The 16,682-nt window shown below is 60.8% G+C and carries 17 protein-coding genes and 1 tRNA gene; 10 read left to right on the top strand and 8 right to left on the bottom strand.

What is annotated here, in order from left to right:
* The first annotated feature begins 1 nt into the window (after window position 1).
* The 3 genes from ACWCIA_RS03900 to ACWCIA_RS03890 are packed head-to-tail and all read left to right on the top strand — an operon-like array spanning window position 2 to window position 3,697.
* Window positions 2–847 (top strand): DUF4123 domain-containing protein, encoded by an 846-nt coding sequence (locus ACWCIA_RS03900; protein ID WP_454161138.1) that lies wholly within the window; start codon window positions 2–4, stop codon window positions 845–847.
* Complete coding sequence (locus ACWCIA_RS03895; protein ID WP_454161136.1) at window positions 822–1,586, top strand: DUF3304 domain-containing protein; 765 nt, start codon at window positions 822–824, stop codon at window positions 1,584–1,586. The genes ACWCIA_RS03900 and ACWCIA_RS03895 overlap by 26 nt, the downstream gene beginning before the upstream one ends.
* Window positions 1,583–3,697 carry a T6SS phospholipase effector Tle1-like catalytic domain-containing protein gene (locus tag ACWCIA_RS03890; RefSeq protein WP_454161134.1) on the top strand — a complete coding sequence of 705 codons (2,115 nt, stop codon included), beginning with the start codon at window positions 1,583–1,585 and terminating at the stop codon, window positions 3,695–3,697. The genes ACWCIA_RS03895 and ACWCIA_RS03890 overlap by 4 nt, the downstream gene beginning before the upstream one ends.
* 131 nt (window positions 3,698–3,828) lie before the next feature.
* On the opposite strand, the gene ACWCIA_RS03885 is transcribed toward ACWCIA_RS03890, so the two are convergent.
* The 4 genes from ACWCIA_RS03885 to ACWCIA_RS03870 all read right to left on the bottom strand — a co-directional run bounded on the left by ACWCIA_RS03885 (window position 3,829) and on the right by ACWCIA_RS03870 (window position 7,310).
* Window positions 3,829–3,904: transfer RNA gene (locus ACWCIA_RS03885), tRNA-Lys, on the bottom strand.
* A gap of 59 nt (window positions 3,905–3,963) precedes the next feature.
* On the bottom strand, window positions 3,964–5,613 hold the full coding sequence (locus ACWCIA_RS03880; protein WP_454161258.1) for a GspE/PulE family protein: 1,650 nt from the start codon (window positions 5,611–5,613) through the stop codon (window positions 3,964–3,966).
* 203 nt (window positions 5,614–5,816) lie between these two features.
* Window positions 5,817–6,599 carry a spermine/spermidine synthase domain-containing protein gene (locus tag ACWCIA_RS03875; RefSeq protein WP_454161132.1) on the bottom strand — a complete coding sequence of 261 codons (783 nt, stop codon included), beginning with the start codon at window positions 6,597–6,599 and terminating at the stop codon, window positions 5,817–5,819.
* A gap of 201 nt (window positions 6,600–6,800) precedes the next feature.
* Entirely contained in the window at window positions 6,801–7,310 is a 510-nt protein-coding gene (locus ACWCIA_RS03870) for a glycine zipper 2TM domain-containing protein (RefSeq protein WP_454161130.1), read from the bottom strand.
* A gap of 366 nt (window positions 7,311–7,676) precedes the next feature.
* Between ACWCIA_RS03870 and ACWCIA_RS03865 the strand changes: the two genes are divergently transcribed.
* The 5 genes from ACWCIA_RS03865 to ACWCIA_RS03845 all read left to right on the top strand — a co-directional run bounded on the left by ACWCIA_RS03865 (window position 7,677) and on the right by ACWCIA_RS03845 (window position 12,821).
* On the top strand, window positions 7,677–8,075 hold the full coding sequence (locus ACWCIA_RS03865; RefSeq protein WP_454161128.1) for a barstar family protein: 399 nt from the start codon (window positions 7,677–7,679) through the stop codon (window positions 8,073–8,075).
* 81 nt (window positions 8,076–8,156) lie between these two features.
* Window positions 8,157–8,786, top strand: coding sequence for a phosphoribosylglycinamide formyltransferase (gene purN, locus ACWCIA_RS03860; RefSeq protein ID WP_454161127.1), 630 nt, complete (start codon window positions 8,157–8,159; stop codon window positions 8,784–8,786).
* A gap of 24 nt (window positions 8,787–8,810) precedes the next feature.
* Window positions 8,811–10,121: an RsmB/NOP family class I SAM-dependent RNA methyltransferase gene (locus tag ACWCIA_RS03855; RefSeq protein WP_454161125.1), complete on the top strand. Its 1,311-nt coding sequence runs from the start codon at window positions 8,811–8,813 to the stop codon at window positions 10,119–10,121.
* Window positions 10,122–10,148: 27 nt separating this feature from the next.
* Entirely contained in the window at window positions 10,149–11,426 is a 1,278-nt protein-coding gene (locus ACWCIA_RS03850; RefSeq protein ID WP_454161123.1) for a mechanosensitive ion channel family protein, read from the top strand.
* A gap of 186 nt (window positions 11,427–11,612) precedes the next feature.
* Window positions 11,613–12,821 (top strand): DesA family fatty acid desaturase, encoded by a 1,209-nt coding sequence (locus ACWCIA_RS03845; RefSeq protein ID WP_454161121.1) that lies wholly within the window; start codon window positions 11,613–11,615, stop codon window positions 12,819–12,821.
* A gap of 69 nt (window positions 12,822–12,890) precedes the next feature.
* Here the strand turns inward: ACWCIA_RS03845 and ACWCIA_RS03840 are convergent, their stop codons facing one another.
* The 3 genes from ACWCIA_RS03840 to rpmB form a co-directional block, all read right to left on the bottom strand.
* Window positions 12,891–13,934: a lysozyme inhibitor LprI family protein gene (locus ACWCIA_RS03840; RefSeq protein ID WP_454161120.1), complete on the bottom strand. Its 1,044-nt coding sequence runs from the start codon at window positions 13,932–13,934 to the stop codon at window positions 12,891–12,893.
* A 153-nt stretch (window positions 13,935–14,087) separates the two neighbouring features.
* Complete coding sequence (gene rpmG / locus ACWCIA_RS03835) at window positions 14,088–14,258, bottom strand: 50S ribosomal protein L33 (RefSeq protein ID WP_182991897.1); 171 nt, start codon at window positions 14,256–14,258, stop codon at window positions 14,088–14,090.
* Window positions 14,259–14,268: 10 nt separating this feature from the next.
* Window positions 14,269–14,505: a 50S ribosomal protein L28 gene (gene rpmB, locus ACWCIA_RS03830; RefSeq protein ID WP_005665737.1), complete on the bottom strand. Its 237-nt coding sequence runs from the start codon at window positions 14,503–14,505 to the stop codon at window positions 14,269–14,271.
* Between the two features lie 353 nt (window positions 14,506–14,858).
* On the opposite strand from rpmB, the gene ACWCIA_RS03825 reads away from it, so the two are divergent.
* Entirely contained in the window at window positions 14,859–15,308 is a 450-nt protein-coding gene (locus tag ACWCIA_RS03825; protein WP_454161118.1) for a hypothetical protein, read from the top strand.
* Window positions 15,309–15,329: 21 nt separating this feature from the next.
* On the opposite strand, the gene radC is transcribed toward ACWCIA_RS03825, so the two are convergent.
* Window positions 15,330–16,001, bottom strand: a complete 672-nt coding sequence (radC, locus tag ACWCIA_RS03820) for a RadC family protein (protein ID WP_454161116.1) — start codon at window positions 15,999–16,001, stop codon at window positions 15,330–15,332.
* Between the two features lie 203 nt (window positions 16,002–16,204).
* Between radC and ACWCIA_RS03815 the strand changes: the two genes are divergently transcribed.
* Complete coding sequence (locus tag ACWCIA_RS03815) at window positions 16,205–16,660, top strand: FKBP-type peptidyl-prolyl cis-trans isomerase (protein WP_454161114.1); 456 nt, start codon at window positions 16,205–16,207, stop codon at window positions 16,658–16,660.
* Window positions 16,661–16,682 lie beyond the last annotated feature (22 nt).

The following is a 16,682-nucleotide window of genomic DNA, read 5'->3' as shown; positions in this document are numbered from 1 at the left end:
TATGTTAATAAATTCTTTTCAGCCCGAATGGCAATCCGAACTGAATCGACGGCACGCGGCCCTGCCTCATGGTGCTGGTCTGATACTGCTCATCGACGGTGTGTTCGTGCCCGGGATTTTTCAGCAGCTAAGAGGCGAGAGTAAACCGATCCTGCTGTACGAACTCCTTCCAGCGTGCTCAAAGGATGCCAGGGATGTCTCGCCATTTGTCTTGCGATTTGATCCAAAGGATAAATCGCTCGCGCGCTTACTGTCGCTTTGTAGCGGCTGGCCAATGCTGAGCGTAATAATTACTTACGAAAGCGAAGAGCAACTGGCCAAGCGGCTTGCAGCTTGGTGCATCGTCGAGGTGGATGGGCAGAACTTTAATTTCCGATTTCCCGATACCCGTCGCCTACCTGCCATTTTCGAAACGCTGACACCGCGGCAGCGTAGAGAATTAACCGGTAATGCAATCGGATGGTACTACATTAGCCGCGAAGGCGATTGGGATAGCTTGCCGCTCGAGCCCAGCACAATCCCACTATCCATAGCTAACCAAACGACACTCAACGGAGCTCAGTTTGGGAAACTGCTCAAGGACAGCGAGCCAGACGAGATGTGGGTCCAGTTACTCGATCGCGGCGCGCCGACCCATCTGTTGCCATCACAGCGCAATGTCTTACTATCGAATGCGCTAAGGATAGCCGATAAAAACGGGCTTGACGAGTTGCTCAAAATAGCCTGGTGCATGGACTGCATCAGAGCATCACCTAAAAGTAATCTAGAAGCATTGGCCGAGAGATTGGCAAAGTGGATGCAGGAAAATAACAGGAGCGACGATGAAACGTTATATCAAACTGATTAGCACGTTAGCCCTGCTGTTGGTTGGGTGTTCAAAGGCAGTCGAAATGACGGAGTCTCCAAAGGCGAATACCGTATCGGTCAGCGTTCATGGCGTGAACTATACGGCTGATCCGTTCAGGTACGTATTGGTTGACGCAACAGATCCATCAAACGGGACAGGAGGAGGCGAACATATTACTTCTTTTGGCGGAGGAGGTACCTCATGCTGTTTCAGGCTCCCAGAACGTTGGCGTCCGGGCATTCAGGCAAGAGTGCGCTCGACCCATTGGTTGCCAGAAGATGATAAGGGCAATTTACCGGAAGTTGAAAAGGTCTATGACGTCGAAATCCCGGCCTACCCGACGGGGAAAGCTGGAGAGTTATGGATACTACGCACTGCAGATGGTGGGATTGAATTAGTGATGAGCAATGTAGAGCCCGACCACCCTCAGTGGCCTGGGAAGGTAAAAGGGTGGCCTCAGCCCTCGCTGGAGTATCAGCGCGAGAGATGGGAGTTGCACCGTGGAATCGCTCAGTCTTATGTCGACTCATATCGAGGTTCTTTGGAGCACCTTCAAAAATATGCACAAGCACATCTTCAGAATGGGTGGGATTTCGACAAACAACACAATCGTGAACTTGTTAAGAAATTTTCTGGCCCAAACGATCCCGCCTACGCTGAATATACAAGGACGAGCTACGTAGAAGGATTACGGCGTTCTAAAGAGAGGCTCGAACAGCTATTGAAAGAGAAGCCATGAGTGCATCGTTATGCCCCCTCATCACCGAATCGTACTTGGCCGCAAATAAATTCGATAAATTTTTTACTCAAAAGGAAGTGAAGCAGATAGAAGCTTTGCAGGAGCGAGAGCAAGCCAAGAGCAACGATATGGGACAGGCGTGCAGTGCCAATCTTTTCTTTGGGTTCTTCTTTGATGGTACGCGAAATAACTATGAACTGGCAGCCAAGTCGGGTGACCAGTCGAACGTCGCACGCATGTACGACATATTCCCTGGTCGCGGCGTACCAAAAGTGTTGCCTAACGTCGTGTGGAAACACAGGCCTGAGCGTTACAACAATTTTTTCCGTGTTTATACCCCTGGCGTTGCCTCGCCATTTGACCAGGTAAATGATCCCGGAAAAGGGTGGATAAAGACCTTGGGTGGCGCTATGGGCTTCAAGGGAGGCGATCGGATTGTATGGGCTCTCATACAGGCAATTAACAATGTTAATCGTTATTTTCATGGGCAGCCTCTTGTTGCGCCGGGAGAGGCGACGCTATTGGCAAACACGCTCTCTTTGTCGCGCGCCGCTCGCCATGTCATGACGAAAAAGGAAGCACCGGTCGCCGATGATACGCGTAATGATCTAATTGAGCCACGTATCCAATTTGAATCATTGATAAGGCGCCTGCACGCCAGTATTTCTCAGCATTGGAAAAAGAATGGCGCGCCGCCCGTGAAAAGAGATCCTGGAATCGTGAACAGAATTCATATCTCGATTTTCGGGTTTTCCCGTGGCGCGACCCAAGCAAGGGCATTCACGAACTGGCTTGATTCCCTATGCAGGCTTGATGCCATGATACGTGGCGCGGGTACGAGTAGTTTGGGCGGCTTTCCGGTTGAGTTCGACTTCCTGGGACTTTTCGATACGGTTGCTTCGGTCGGGACGGGAAATACTTTAGGGAATGTTCAACTGCTCAAAAATGCCGACGGACACGGCTCCTGGGCAGATGCGGAAGACAGCCTGCGAATCCCTGCCTGTGTAAAACAGTGTTTGCACTTGGTGGCGGGCCATGAATTGCGCCGCAGTTTCCCCTGTGACTCAATTGCAGTCGGCGCGGTATTGCCTGCGGGTGCAAGCGAAATTGTTTTTCCTGGTGTGCACTCTGATGTAGGAGGCGGATACGAACCTAAACAGCAGGGGAAGGGACAGGATCCGACCGGCGCTGACATGTTGTCGCGAATTCCGCTCCTTTTTATGTACAAACAGGCGCGCCTTGCTGGCGTGCCGTTAAAGCTTGAACTGGCAGACAAAGTTGCCCAAAGCAAATTTAAGGTCGCTCCGGAGACCATCGAAGATTTTAACGCGTATATTTCTGCATGTAAGAAAAAATCAGGTTCGCTCACTGACATCGTCAGGGAACAAGCGATTCTGCAAATGGCGTGGCGTCACTGGCGTCGGGAGAGTGGGCAGGCACCTCTGCATAAAATTCCAAGCTACCTAAGGGCGGCGAACTTTGACAAAAGTGATTTGATGTCGGCGAATCGCGAATATAACGATGAGCTGCGCGATTTTCAAAAAGCTACAACGAAACGTGGAAAGAAAACACCTCGGAGACAGCCAGCCGGCTTCAATAACGACGTGTCAAGTGAGTGGGAAGAAATTGCATGCTACTGGCCATTCAAAAAACCCGAGCAAGAGGTGGCGCACTTCTTTGACGAATACGTGCACGACTCAAGATCAGCTTTCAAATTGTACGGGCAAGAGAATGAGGCTGAGGCTATCGCAGCACTGCGTGAGTGGTCGCAAGAGCTACGCCTTGCGAAGATCGAATATAAGAACAATGAGAATTCTTGGTTTTCTTGGCGAAAGTCGGGACCGCCAAACTACGGCATGAATCCTAACAAACGTATAGCGGCAGAAAAGTATGACCAAACCGGTTCGGTTCCGGTTTACATCACTGAAGGACGGGAACCCTACGTTGGGGGCGAGGCTGGATATTTCCGGTTCCGTAAGATCTATGGTGGATCGGATAGTGTGCTGCTGTCTGATTGGATGCCTGCTGATTACGATAGAGACAAAGCCTTAGCCGCTCTTGACGATATGGCTGAGGACAGTACGCAGGATTCGCCACCGAAAGTAGCCTAAGGACAACGTGGGGACTTATGATAGTTGCGAGTAGTTGTTCGCTCCGACGTCGCTCAATACCGATCGTCCAAACAAAAAAGGAGTCACGATCACTCGTGACTCCTTCTTCAATACTTTTACAACCAAATTCGTGGTAGGCCGTGCGGGATTCGAACCTGCGACCAACGGATTAAAAGTCCGCTGCTCTACCAGCTGAGCTAACGACCCGAAAGAGGCAGCATTATAGCCGGTGATTCGGGTTTGCGCTAGTGCCGATCGAAGCACCCTTACGAAGCCGACAGCGCTGCCGTCACCTTCAGCACTTCCTCGGCCGTCGTCGCCCCTTCGGCGATCTTCAGGGCGCCGGCGATGCGTAGGGGTTTCATGCCATCCAGGACGCTCTGCTGGCGTAGGGCAGCGAGGTCGGCGGAGGAGCCGATCAGGGCCGTGAAGGCTTCCGATACCGTCAGCAATTCGTACAGCCCGGTGCGGCCGCGAAAACCCGTCTGGCGGCATTCGGGGCAGCCGATCGGGCGGTAGATGGGCGCCGGTTTCGGCAGGTTCCAGGCACCAGCCAAACTGTTCCAGACGTCGTCGCTCAGTTCGCCGTCGGGCGCCTTGCAGTCGGGGCACAGGGTGCGCACGAGGCGCTGGGCCATGACGCCGATGATGGTCGCTTCGAGCAGGTAGTCCGGCACGCCCAGCTCGAGCAGGCGCATGATGGCCGATGGGGCGTCGTTGGTGTGCAGGGTGGACAGCACCAGATGCCCGGTCAGCGCGGCCTGGATGGCCATCTCGGCCGTGGCCAGGTCGCGGATCTCGCCGACCATGATGATGTCCGGGTCCTGCCGCATCAGCGCGCGCACGCCATCGGCAAAAGACAGGTCGATGCCGGGCTGCACCTGCATCTGGTTGAAGGAGGCCTCGACCATCTCGATCGGGTCCTCCACCGTGCACACGTTGACCTCGTTGGTCGCCAGGGCTTTGAGCGTCGTGTACAGCGTCGTCGTCTTGCCCGAGCCGGTCGGTCCGGTCACCAGGATGATGCCGTGCGGCTTGCTGGTCAGGACATCCCAGCGCGCTGCATCCTCCGGCGGGAAACCCAGCTCGGGCAGGGTCTTGACCACCACCTCCGGGTCGAAAATCCGCATCACGAGTTTTTCGCCGAAGGCGGTCGGCATCGTCGACAGCCGCAGCTCGACTTCCTGGCCGCCTTGCGTGCGGGTCTTGATGCGGCCGTCCTGGGGGCGGCGCTTTTCGATGACGTCCATGCGGCCCAGCAGCTTGATGCGCGCGGTCATGGCCAGCATGACGGCGGCCGGCACCTGGTAGACCTGGTGCAGCACGCCGTCGATGCGGAAGCGAATGACCGCGAAGTCGCGTTTCGGCTCCAGGTGGATGTCCGAAGCGCGCTGCTCGAAGGCGTAGCCCCACAGCCAGTCGACGATGTTGACGATGTGCTGGTCGTTGGCGTCGAACTGTTTATTCGCCTTGCCGAGTTCGACCAGCTGCTCGAAGTTGTGGCGTAGCGCGGCGTCCTGGCCGCTCGACTTGTTCGCGTCGCGGATCGACTTGGCCAGGCTGAAGAACTGGGAAATGTATTGCGCGATGTCGAGCGGGTTCGCCAGCACCAGTTCGATGCGGCGGCGCGACACCTTGGCGATCTCGCTTTCCCAGTCCGTCGAAAACGGGTCGCTCGTCGCCACCGTCAGTGTGGTGGCGCCGATGTCGAGCGGCAGGATGTTGAAGCGCGCCGCGTAGCTGGCCGACATCACGTCCGCCACCCGGGTGAAGTCGATCTTTAAAGGGTCGATACGGACGAAGGGCAGCCCGACCTTGGCCGCGCACCATTCACTCAGGATGTCAAGCGTCAGCAGCCGGTGCGGCGGTTGGCTGGAGACCAGCTTGCACTGCGCCACCGCCGTGAGCGGGTGCATCGAGCCGACCGCATTCTTGAGGATGCCCTGGGCCTGCGCGAACTGCGCCTTGACCTTGTCCTTGTCGACGATGCCGTCGGCCAGCAGCCACGAAAAAATGGTCTGCAGGTCGAGGCGGCGCGGACGCGGCGCACCACGGGAGGGAGGAGGGGAAAGCGGCTGGGCTGCGTTGTCGTTCACTGTTCCCTCCTGTCTGGATACGCTTAGCGAGCCGCCTCGATGCCCTTGATCCATGACTTCGCCGGTAGCTTGGTCGCAGCGACGATCTGGGCGGCGCGCGCAGCCAGGGCGCCGCTGTCGAGCGCCGGCGCCGTCTTGAAGCAGAGCGCGACGACGTTCCCGTCATGCACCTCCGGCAGGCAGATCACGTGGGCGAAGGCGAAACGCATCGCCTTGATGTTCTTGTTGTAGCTCGGATGGTCGCCGAACAGGTTGACGGTCATGATGCCGTCGTCGCTCAGGCAATCGTTGCAGGCGGCGTAGAACTCGGGCGTGTCGAGCACCGGGCCGCGCGCGGTGGCGTCGTACAGGTCGCATTGCAGGACGTCGAAGGCGCCGTGGTTGTCCGGGTCGTTGACGAAGTCCATCGCGTCCATCTCGAGCACGTTCAGGCGTCCGTCTTCCGGCGGCAGCTTGAACATGGTGGTGCAGATCGCAATCACCGAGGGATTGAGTTCGACGGCGGTCACCTGCGCGTCGGGGAACTGGCGATAGCAGAACTTGGTGAGCGTGGCCGCGCCGAGGCCGAGCTGGGCGATGTTGCGCGGCGCCTCGTTGAACAGCATCCAGGCCATCATCTGCTGCGCGTATTCGAGCTCGGGCCAGTCCGGCTTGCGGATGCGCATGGCCCCCTGCACCCATTCGGTGCCGAAATGGAGATAGCGTACGCCGTCCTGTTCGGACAGGGTGACGGGGGCGAATTTGGGCTTGCGGGCGGGGCGGCGCGAGGATTCGGCCTGTTCGATGGATTTGCGTTTGATGAGCATAGGGCGACCTGAAGGAATCGTCCTATTATCGAGGCAGGGGTTACCACTGCGCAAGCGCAAGTGGTGGGGACTCGAACAACCTACTACGCGTCGTACTGTCGGCCTGCGATGCTCGCTGTACTACTCGTACAGCTGCGCTTCTCGGCCAACATTCCTTCCGCTCGCTACGGTTGTTCGAGCCCCTTATACTTTAGTTGTTTATCAATATTGATCCGGCTCGACCGACACGCGCAAGCGCACGCGGTTGCCCGGATCGCGCTGCATGAAGGCCGTGTGGTTCTGGCCGCGGTATTCGTAGGTCACGTCGTAGCCGACGGTGCGCGAATCGTAGGACTCGACGGTGCGGCACTGGCGCACGGCCTGTTCCTGCACGGCGGTTTGCGGGCGGCCGTTGTTTTCGACGCGGTCGCCGACCACGGCGCCGGCGATCGCGCCGGCGGCCGTCGCCGCCACGCGGCCGTTACCGCCGCCGATCTGGTTGCCGAGCAGGGCGCCGGCGATGCCGCCGACGATCGAGCCGCCGGCGCCGCGCTGCTGCTGCACCGGCACCTGCACGTATTCCGTGCGGCACTCCTGGCGCGGCTGGCTGATCTGCTCGACGCGCGGCTCGACGCGCACCACGCGTCCATAGTCTTCGAATTGCGCTGCCTGGGCCAGCGGCAGGGCGCACAGCCCCAGGGCGGAAATCAGTAGTTTGGTCTGCATGTTCATGATGAACCTCGTCGTTGGGGCCGGGATGGGTTGAGTACGTCCACCCATGTATGTTAATCCCGCTCGCATGTCAGCGGCCAATCTCTGTGGCAACAAAATGTAACAGCATGCATATCGCCTGGGCGACTGGTCAACAATGCAAAAACACCGATACATGCCCCTTTTTCGCCCCAAAAGCGGCAGTTTCTTTTGAAATTCCGCCTAAAAAGCACATTCGGGTTGCTTCGGCTATCGCAAAACGTTACCCTTATACAAATAGGTTATTGGCGCGTGGAAACGATTTAGGAGAACAGCGTTGGCGCCCGGGCGCGCATGGTGAACGGCCCCGGCGATTCGAACCACACACCAAATCCACTTGAGGGAAAAATGAGTTTGTTGACGAGAGTGCCGCCCAATCTTGTGCAATCCATTCGCGCCTACCGCGTGCTGGAGTTGCAGGAAGAAGCGGTACGCATGGGTCACCATTTCCTGTATGCGCATTGCGCCAATACGCTGACCAAGCAGCAGGTATGCGCCCGCATCGGCGAGAACTTCTATTTTCCTAAACCCTGCAGCAAGAATTTCGACGCCCTGCGCACCTGCCTGACCGAGACCATCTCCGGCGCCGGCCCCCAGCCTGGCTTCCTCGTGGTGCTGGAACAACTGCCCAATACGCAAAAATTCGACAAGGAAGCGCGCGAGACCCTGCTCGACGTCTTCCGCGACGCGGCCGAATACTGGGCCGAGAAAAAGGTGCCGTTCCGCGTCTTCTACTCTTTCGAGTAAGCGTACCCGAGCGCGGGCAGCAAGACCCCGAAGATGGCCCCCGTCACATTTGGCGGAGGTCAATACGGTACAATGCGCACCATGAAAAACATCGTCATCCTCATTTCTGGCCGCGGCAGCAACATGGAAGCGGTCGTCCGCGCGGCGCAAGCGGAAGGGTGGCCGGCGCGTGTGGCGGCGGTGATCAGCAACCGGGCGGATGCCAAGGGGCTGGCCTTTGCCCAGGCCCGGGGCATCCCGACCGCCGTGGTGCCGAGCAAGGAATTTGCAAGCCGGGCCGAGTTCGACCAGGCCCTGCGGCTTGAAATCGACCGCTTCGCGCCCGACCTCGTGGTGCTGGCCGGCTTCATGCGGATTTTGACGCCGCCTTTCGTGGAACATTACGCCGGGCGCATGCTGAACATCCACCCCTCGCTGCTGCCGGACTTTCCCGGCCTCGACACGCACCGCCAGTGCCTGGAAGGCGGCAAGCCCGAGCATGGCGCGACCGTGCATTTCGTGACCGCCGAGCTGGACCACGGCCCGATCGTGGCGCAGGCCCGCATCCCCGTGCTGCCGGGCGATACCGAAGACACGCTGGCGGCGCGGCTGCTGGTCGAGGAACACAAGCTCTACCCCTATGCAGTTCGCCTGTTTGTCGAAGACAGGCTGCACATCGACAAGGGCGAAGTGCGCGTGCTGGACACGCAGCTCGCCGACGCCAACACCTAATACGTAGTTCATTCAAGGATTTTCATGAGATTGCCACCACAGATACTCGGCAGTACCGAAGAGGTACTGCGCGAGATCTTGCGCTTTACGGCCCCGGCCGACGTTACCCTGTCGCGTTACTTCAAGGACCACCAGCGCCTCGGTTCGCGCGAACGCGGCGTCGTTGCCGAAGCGGTCTACGCCGTCCTGCGCAATAAAACTTTCTTCACCGAGTTCGGCGGCACCGGCGGCATGCCGTCGATGCGCCGCCTGGCCCTGCTGGGCCTGGCCGAGACGGTCGGCATCGACGCCCTGAGCGGCCTCACCGAAGAGGAAAACGCCTTCCTCACGCGCATGAAGGACATCGACCGCAACCTGCTGCCGCCGCTGGCACAGGCGAACATGCCGAAGTGGCTCTACGACAAGCTCGTGGCCCAGTTCGGCGAAGCCGATGCCAAGGAACTGGCTGCCGTGCTGAACACGCCGGCGCCGCTGGACCTGCGCGTCAATTCGATCAAGGCCAACCGCGACGAGGTCATCGCCAAGCTGGCGGAAGCCCCGATCGCGGCCGAGCCGACCCCGTTTTCGCCGCTGGGCCTGCGCGTGATGAAGAAGCCTGCGCTGCAGAACCTGCCGCTGTTCAAGGAAGGCGCGATCGAGGTGCAGGACGAGGGCAGCCAGGTGCTGGCCCAGATCGTGGCCGCGCGCCGCGGCGAGATGGTGGTCGACTTCTGCGCCGGCGCCGGCGGCAAGACGCTGGCCCTGGGCGCCACCATGCGCAATACCGGCCGCCTGTACGCCTTCGACGTGTCGGAAAAGCGCCTCGGCAAACTCAAGCCGCGCCTGGCCCGCAGCGGCCTGTCGAACGTGCACCCGGTGCTGATCGCGCACGAGCGCGACGCCAAGATCAAGCGCCTGGCCGGCAAGATCGACCGCGTGCTGGTCGACGCCCCATGCTCGGGCCTCGGCACCCTGCGCCGCAATCCGGACGTGAAATGGCGCCAGCCTGAAGGCGCCGTGGCCGAGATGCAGGAAAAGCAGGCGGCCATCCTCGACGGCGCGGCGCGCCTGCTCAAGAGCGGCGGCCGCCTGGTGTACGCCACCTGCTCGCTGCTGAACGAAGAAAACGACTTCATCGTCGAGCAGTTCCTGGCCTCGCATCCGGACTTCGAACTGGTGCCGATGAGCAAAGTGCTGGCCGAACAGAAGATCGAGCTCGAGATGGACCAGTACCTCAAGCTGCTGCCGCACAAGCACGGCACCGACGGCTTCTTCGCCGCCGTGCTCGAGCGCAAGGCCATGAAGGCGAAAGCGTCCAAAGGCGACGACGCCGACGTTGCCGCCGCTGAAGAGTAACAAGCGTAATCCAGGAGAACCGCCCCGATGCCGTTGACCGCCCTGCTGCAGGATCTCCTCGAGGACATCAGCAATCCCCGTATCCTGTGGCAGGCGCTGGCCATCGTCGCCGCGGTGCTGCTCGGCCTGCTGCTGGCGCGCTTCATCCGGCGCAGCTGGCTGCACGAACACGAGGAACTCGACAGCATCCGCCGCATCGGCGTCGAGGGCTTCGGCCGGGTGCTGGCGCCGCTGCTGATCGCCGCCTTCGTCTGGCTGGCGAAGGTGATCCTGGCGCGCCAGCAAAGCGTGCACCTCCTGAATGTCGCGCTGCCGCTCTTCACGTCGATGGCGGTGATCCGTATCGCGTTCTACCTGCTGCGGCGCATCTTCGCGCGCCATGGCCCCCTAGGCACGGCGCTGCAGACCTTCGAGCGCATCCTGGCACTGGTCGTCTGGGCCGGCGTCGCGCTCTACCTGATGGGCATGTGGCCCGACATCATCGAATTCCTCGACAGCAAAGTGCTGCCGATCGGCAAGCACGAGGCGACCCTGCTCGACATCCTGCAGGGTGGAGGCTCGGTCGTGGTGCTGGTCATGCTGGCCCTGTGGTTCGGCGCCTCGCTGGAAGAGCGGTTGATGGGGCTGGAGGGGCTGCATACCTCGTCGCGCGTGGTGTTGGCGCGCGTGGCGAGGGCGCTGCTGATCCTGGTATCGGTGCTGGTCAGCCTGAACCTCGTCGGGCTCGACCTGACGGTCTTGTCGGTGTTCGGCGGCGCGCTCGGCGTCGGTCTCGGTCTCGGCATGCAGCGGATCGCCAGCAACTATGTGTCCGGTTTCATCATCCTGCTCGAGCGCAGCCTGTCGATCGGCGACCCCATCACGGTGGACAAGTATTCGGGCCGCGTCTCCCGCATCAATACCCGCACCACCGTGCTGCAGGCGCTCGACGGCACGCAAACCCTGCTGCCGAACGAAATGCTGATCACCGGCGTCGTCCTGAACCAGTCGGGCACGAACAAGGCGGTGCGCCTGTCCACCCGCATCACGGTGGCCTACGACAGCGACCTGGACGAGGTCATGGCGCTGCTGGTGCGCCAGGCCGACAACGTCGAACGCGTGGTCGCCGAGCCGGCCCCCGCGGTGCAGCTCAACGCCTTCGGCCCCGCCGGCTACGAGCTGGAACTGGGCTTTTTCATCGTCGACGCGGAAAAGGGCGGCGGCAGCGTGATTTCGGCCGTGAACAAGAACATCTATGCCCTCGTGCACTCCGGCGCCATCCGGCTCGGATTGCCGCCACAAATGCCACACCAGCCCACCGTTTAATGCACATCTGGCATCAACGAAGCGCACAATACACATTCCGGTACAAATTAGCGGGCTCCATCGTGCCGTGCGTCATGGGAAGTGCGTAGAATGTGGGGTTGACGGCAGGTTCTGTCCGAACCGCCTTTTACGACCTTCTCCCAGAAAAGACGGCGTGCTGAACCAAGCAATTTTTTTGGAGCCTTAATGAGCTTTAGCAACATCCTGCATTCCGTGTTGGAATTCATGAATACCGGCCTGATTGGCCTCAGCGGTTGGGAAGTGGTCATCTACACCCTGGTCGTTACCCACATCACCATTGCCAGCGTCACCATCTACCTGCACCGCCACCAGGCGCACCGCGCGCTGGAGCTGCACGCCATTCCGAGCCACTTCTTCCGCTTCTGGCTGTGGCTGACCACGGCCCAGATCACCAAGGAATGGGCTGCGATCCACCGCAAGCACCACGCGAAATGCGATACCGAGGAAGATCCGCACAGCCCGGTCACGCGCGGCATCAAGAAGGTGCTGCTCGAAGGCGCCGAACTGTACCGCGTCGAGAGCAAGAACGCGGAGACCCTGGCCAAGTACGGCCATGGCACGCCGGATGACTGGCTCGAACGCAACGTGTACAGCAAGCACAGCGTGGTGGGCGTTTCCGCGCTGCTGTTGATTAACTTCGCGCTGTTCGGTGTCATCGGCATTACGATCTGGGCAGTCCAGATGATGTGGATCCCGATCACCGCGGCCGGCATCATCAATGGCCTGGGCCACTACTGGGGCTACCGCAACTACGATTGCGCCGATGCGGCGACCAACATCTTCCCGTTCGGCATCCTGATCGGCGGCGAAGAGCTGCACAACAACCACCACACCCATGCCACCTCGGCCAAGCTGTCGAGCAAGTGGTACGAGATCGACCTCGGCTGGGGTTATATCCGCGCCCTCGAAATGCTGGGCCTGGCCAAGGTGAAGAAGAAGGCGCCGGAGCCGAAGTTTGCCAAGGACAAGACTGTGGCCGACCTCGACACCCTTCAGTCGGTGATCACCAACCGCTACGACGTGATGGCGAAGTATGCCAAGTCGGTCAAGCGCGCCTTCCACGAAGAACTCGAGCACCTGAAGCACAAGGCCGAGCTGGAAAAGCGTTTCCTGAAGTCCTCGCGCAAGCTGCTGCAGCGCGAGCCGGCCAAGCTCGAAGTGTCGCAAAAGGCGCAGCTGGTGCAATTGTTTGAGCACAGCAAGGCCCTGGAGACGATGCACCAGATGCGCGTCGAGCTGGGCGCGATCTGGGAGCGCTCGCATGCCACGCGCGACCAGCTGCTGCAGCAATTGCAGGACTGGTGCACCCGCGCCGAAGCCTCCGGCATCAAGTCGCTGCAGGAGTTTTCGATGCGTCTGCGCAGCTACGCGTAAGCATCCGCATCACGCATGCATCGAAAGGCGGCTCCCTCGGGAGCCGCTTTTTATTGCGCCAACCCGTCTTCAGAGGCGCTTTAGCTGGGCGATGCGCTGGCGGATCAGCTGGGCCTGGACCGAAACCGGGTCGACCGGCGCGCCTGCCGCGGCAAGATACGCATTCCAGGCGTCGCGGTAGGCCAGCCAGAGGCGCTCGGTCTTGCGCACATCCTCGCGCGTGACCGTCGAATGCCCGATCCGGTCCGGATGGCCGGCATTGTCCGACGGCGTGGCCAGCACCCGGCGGTATTGCAGGTTCAGCTCGCGGTCGAGCCGGGCAAGCTGCGCGGCGCTGGTGCGCACGATCTTGCCGCCGGCGGCGTTGAGCAGGGTCTCCATGAATTCTTCTTCCCGGCGCCCGGCGTGGCGCGTTGCGAATCCGGCGCCGCCGGTGCCGCTCATGTCCACCTCGCTCGCCGACTCGTGGGCGAAAACGGTCGCCGCCTTGCGCAGCCGGGCGAAGGGCGCGCGCGCCGCCGGCGGCAGGGCGGCGGCGAAGCGGTCGAGGCGGGCATTGCGCACGCGGTCGTCGCGGCGCTCGCCGATGGCGGCGCAGACCGCGCCCATGCGGCCGCTCGTGATGTGGTCGCACAGGTCGAAGGGCTGGTCGTCGAGGGCGCCCGATGCGAGGTGGGCGACGCGACCTTCCATTTCGGCCTTGGCCGTGTCGAGGCGGCAGGCGTGGTGGATGGCACGGTCGAGATCGCGGGCGACCCCGTAACCGTTGGCGTACAACATCATCAGGACGGCGTCGTCACCGTTCGCGGCGGCGCAGGTACGCACCTGGCGCCATTCGGCCGGCGAGGCCGCGGCCTGGTCGCGTTTCAGGTAATACAGTTCGGTCGCATCGCATGCCACGGGCGCAGGAGAGAAGCGCGGCGTCTTGAGGTGCGCCACCCGCATGCATTGCCGGTGCCATTCTTCGCTGCCGTCGAAGTCGACGCCGAAGCCCGTCGTGTTCGGATAGGGCGTCGCGCCAGGGGCGGCGTACGCGCCGAAGGCGAAGGCGAGCAGGGCAATGAGGACCGCTGCTGGGCCGGCGCGACGGAGAACGAGGGTGCGGCAGGGCATGTGACAATCGTGTCGGATTCGAAACCCCATCACTATACCGACGCGAGCTTGCAAAAAATGCACAGATTGTCACCGACGTGGCATCAGATGCGCATAAAACAAAAAAGCCGCACACTTGCGTGGGCGGCTCTTCTTGTACAGCTCCAGGACCAATTACTTGATCTTGGTTTCCTTGTACGGAACGTGCTTGCGTGCCTTCGGGTCGAACTTGATGATTTCCATCTTCGCCGGCATCGTGCGCTTGTTCTTGGTGGTGGTGTAGAAGTGACCAGTACCTGCGGTCGATTCCAGCTTGATTTTGTCGCGGCCAGTTTTTGCCATGATAGCTCCCTAATTAGACTTTTTCGCCACGAGCGCGCATGTCGGCCAGAACGGCGTCGATGCCCAGCTTGTCAATGACGCGCAGGCCGGCGTTGGACAAACGCAGCGAGACCCAGCGGTTTTCGGATTCCACGTAGATGCGACGGTTCTGCAGGTTCGGCAGGAAACGACGCTTGGTTTTGTTGTTAGCGTGGGAGACGTTGTTGCCAACCATCACACCCTTGCCGGTAACTTGGCAGACACGTGCCATAGTGCACTCCTTAAAATAAACTTCCGAATTCGGAAAAACGAGAGTATAGCGTGAAAACCATCGCGGAATCAATCACTTGCGAAAAACAATTGTGTCTTGCGCTATCTCACAAATTTAACAATTGTAAAATCAGGGCTAGGGCCTTGTTTTAACGCAGTTAACCGGACAGCCGCGCGCGAGCGCCAACTGCCTCCCTTGTCGGGTATCTGTCTCGCCAACACCACGAAATGGTTGTCGGGACGCCTGCTGAGAAAGTGGCCGCAGGCGGACCTTGTCCAAGCCGGCGCGGCGCCGGCGGCGCGCATGCTAGAGTCAAAGCGTTGTAATTTGTTTAACTTTGATGAAAGGCTGCCATGCGCATACTCGCCATCGCACTCCTCGGCGTTGCACTCCTGTCGCACCAGCCCGCCCGGGCCACTCCCGCCACTCCGGCCACCGAAGCGCTGGGCAACTGCATGAAGGACCATACGAGCGGCCAGGACCGCAAAGACCTGGCGCGCTGGATTTTCGCGGCCATGTCGGTCCATCCGGGCATGGACGGGCTCGCCGGCGCAACGGATGCCGCCCGCACCGAAACTAGCAAGCAGATGGCCTCGCTGGTGACCCGCCTGGTCACCGAGCACTGCGTCGCCCAGGCCAGGGTCGTGGCCCGGCAGGGGCCCGAAGGCATGGCTGCCGCGTTCCAGTCGCTGGGCCAAGTGGCGATGCTGGAATTGATGTCCAACCCGAATGTCGAGTCGTCCTTCGGCGCCTATACGGAATTCGTGGACCACCGGAAGTTCGAGGCGGCGCTCGCCAAATAAGGCGATCGGGCGGCCGCTTCCTTACAGCTGGCCGTGCTCGGCAAACGAGTGCACGTGTGTTCCGGCCACCACGAAATGGTCGAGCACGCGCACGTCGACCAGGGCCAGCGCCTGCGCCAGCGCCCGGGTCAGCGCCAGGTCCGCTTCGCTCGGATCCGGCATGCCGGACGGATGGTTGTGGGCCAGCATCACGCCCGAGGCATTGCGCCGCAGCGCGGCCACGACCACTTCACGCGGGTAGACGCTGGTGTGGGTGAGGGTGCCCCTGAACATTTCCTGGGCGTCGATCAGGCGGTTCTTGACGTCGACGAACAGCACCACGAAGGATTCGTAGGCCTGCAGCCCGAATTTGCCGCGCAGGTAGGCCTTGACGACGTCGGGCGAGCACAATGCCTCGCGAAAGAATTTTTCGGAAATCGCGCGGCGCGACAGTTCCATCACGGCCTGCAGCTGCGCATATTTCGCCATGCCCAGTCCGTGCACCTGGGAGAACTCCTGGGGTGTCGCATGCAGCAGTTGTTGCAGCGAACCGAAATGGTCCAGCATGTGGCGGCCCAGCTCCACCGCGCTGCGCCCGCGCACGCCCACGCGCAAGAAGATCGCCAGCAGTTCGGCGTTCGACAGCGCCGCCGCCCCTTCGCGCGCCAGCCGTTCGCGCGGCCGGTCCTGTTCCGGCCAGTCGTTGATGCCCATAAAATGCCTCCGATGATGAGGCGTCACAGTATGGACAGATGGATAAGCCCGGTTCTGATCTGGGCGAAGTGTGCGCGACGCGAAGGCTGGAAGTTGGCCAGGCTACTGTCGCGCCGCTGCCAAAAAAAGCGGCGCCCCGAGGCGGGAAGCGCAGCGGTGGCTTACAATAGCGGTTTGCCCGCTTTACGAAAAACGCGAAGAACATGTCCAACGCCTCCCCTGCTGTCGTCACCGAATCGGCTTACCTGACCCTGCACTACCGCCTCGCCGGCGCCGACGGCACCGATATCGTCACGACCTTCGGCACCAATCCCGCCACCCTGATGCTGGGCCAGGGCCAACTCGCGCCTTTCCTCGAGGAGCGCCTGCTCGGCATGGCCGAGGGCGAGCACAAGACCTTTACCCTGACCCCGCAGGAGGGCTTCGGCGAGCGCAATCCCGAGCTGCTGCAGTGGGTGTCGAAAGCCACGCTGGACGAGAACTCGGTGCCCGGCGCCGACTACAAGGCGGGCGACCTGGTCGACTTCGCCGCGCCGGGCGGCGGCCGCTTTGCCGGCATGCTGCGCGAAATGGGCGAGGACGCCGCGCTGTTCGATTTCAATCACCCGCTCGCGGGCCAGGCGCTGCAGTTCGAGGTCAAACTGATTTCTGTCCTGTAATTAGGAAACGACGATGGAAAAT

The sequence above is a fragment of the Massilia sp. SYSU DXS3249 genome, from assembly GCF_053668055.1.
This window is presented reverse-complemented; position numbering and strand designations above follow the sequence as displayed.